Source organism: Cohnella sp. CFH 77786, assembly GCF_019400745.1.
Classification (GTDB): domain Bacteria; phylum Bacillota; class Bacilli; order Paenibacillales; family Paenibacillaceae; genus Cohnella.
On sequence record NZ_WJIB01000041.1, the window covers coordinates 1 to 1,492 of the forward strand.

Genomic DNA, 1,492 nt, shown 5'->3' on the forward strand with positions numbered 1-1,492 from the left:
GATGCGTGAATACGATGTTGGTATATTAAGCTCGTCCCAGTGAGTCGGGGATGAGCTTTTCTTTTATACTGAGAGAATCGCCACCGGGTCAAAAACGAATGCGCTGTTGGGACTCTTAGATCTCTTCGCATAAAGTGTTTCAGCCCCAGCAATGCTCATACCCCGATTCAGCTGGTTGGGCTTCGAGCCCGTATCACCGTGCCAACCTGTGGAGAGCCATTGTGTCGGGTCCTGGTGTCAATAAAGGGGGTTTTATGGATCATCCTGTATTAAGCATCGATATCGCAAAAGGAAAAAGTGTAGCTGCAGCCTTCTCTTCCTACGGTGTTGCCGTTAAAAAGCCATTCTCGTTTCACCACACACCTCAAGCTGTTGCTGCCCTGCTTCCCTTGCTTGATCAACTCGAAACGTCTACGGGTGAGCGCCCTACGGTGGTCATGGAGGCTACCGGCAACTATTCGAAACCGATCGCTTCTTTCTTTTCTTCTCATGGTTACGCCGTTGTTATGCTGAATCCCTTGTCCACCCATGCACTGAAAAAGCAAGCTGTACGAGAAGTCAAAACAGATTCCGTGGATGCAATCCGGATTGCCAAGCTTTTTACTTGGGTGGAGGAACTCCTCGAAGCCAACTAGATGAGCATGTCGCTGAACTGCGCTTCATTTCCCGGCAATACGCGAATTGGATGGCCCTCTACAGTGAGGTTCAGCTTCAATTCCGTTCTGTCTTAGACTTGGTCTTTCCCGGTTATGAGAAGGCATTTCAGAATCTCTTCAACCCTACTTCCCTTCAGCTGCTCACCACTTACCCAACGCCTGCTGCATTACTTTCAGCTGATAAAGCAGACGTCCTAAAAATTCTGATGAATAACCGGCGAGGTCTGAAGTGGAATGAAGAAAAGTATGAAGTACTGGTCTCTATCGCTCAGAGCAGCCTGCCTGATCCAACGGGACACCTGGCTCACCAACCCGCCTTACGGAACTACATGGATCTGTTAAAGTCGTACCGGGCGGGTATCTCCTTACTGGAACAACAGATGGAACAGTTGGCTGGCACATCGATGCCGTATCGCTTGCTGCGTACAATTCCTGGTGTGGGACCGATTACCGCGGCGGTTATTTACGCGGAAATTGGGGATATAAACAGGTTCCCGAACGTGAAACAGTGGACCGCTTTTGCCGGGCTGGATTCATCTGTTTACGAGTCGGGAACCTTTAAGGCTAACCAGAATCGAATCTCGAAACGGGGCTCCGCTTATCTCCGCACGGCCCTTTACCAAGCCACCGTTGCGGGTATTTCAAAGCAGATCCACGGTCCAAGAAATCCGGTTCTATGGCGATATTACCAACAGAAATGCACGGAGGGCAAACCTGCAAAAGTTGCCATAGTTGCTACTTCTAACAAGCTTCTGCGGCTCATTTACGGCATTTGGCGCAACCAAGAGATATTCTGCGCTGAATAACATCAAATTTATAGGGATATTTTACCACAA

The 1,492-nt window shown here is 49.1% G+C and carries 2 protein-coding genes; both read left to right on the top strand.

From position 1 onward, the window contains the following. Positions 1-254 precede the first annotated feature (254 nt). On the top strand, positions 255-635 hold the full coding sequence (locus tag GE107_RS26900) for an IS110 family transposase (RefSeq protein ID WP_255570885.1): 381 nt from the start codon (positions 255-257) through the stop codon (positions 633-635). Beyond that, complete coding sequence (locus tag GE107_RS26215) at positions 605-1,462, top strand: IS110 family RNA-guided transposase (RefSeq protein ID WP_255570886.1); 858 nt, start codon at positions 605-607, stop codon at positions 1,460-1,462. The genes GE107_RS26900 and GE107_RS26215 overlap by 31 nt, the downstream gene beginning before the upstream one ends. Positions 1,463-1,492 lie beyond the last annotated feature (30 nt).

Coding starts and splice junctions, on each gene's coding strand:
- GE107_RS26900 (WP_255570885.1), top strand. CDS start 255: ATGGATCATCCTGTATTAAGCATCGATATCGCAAAAGGAAAAAGTGTA.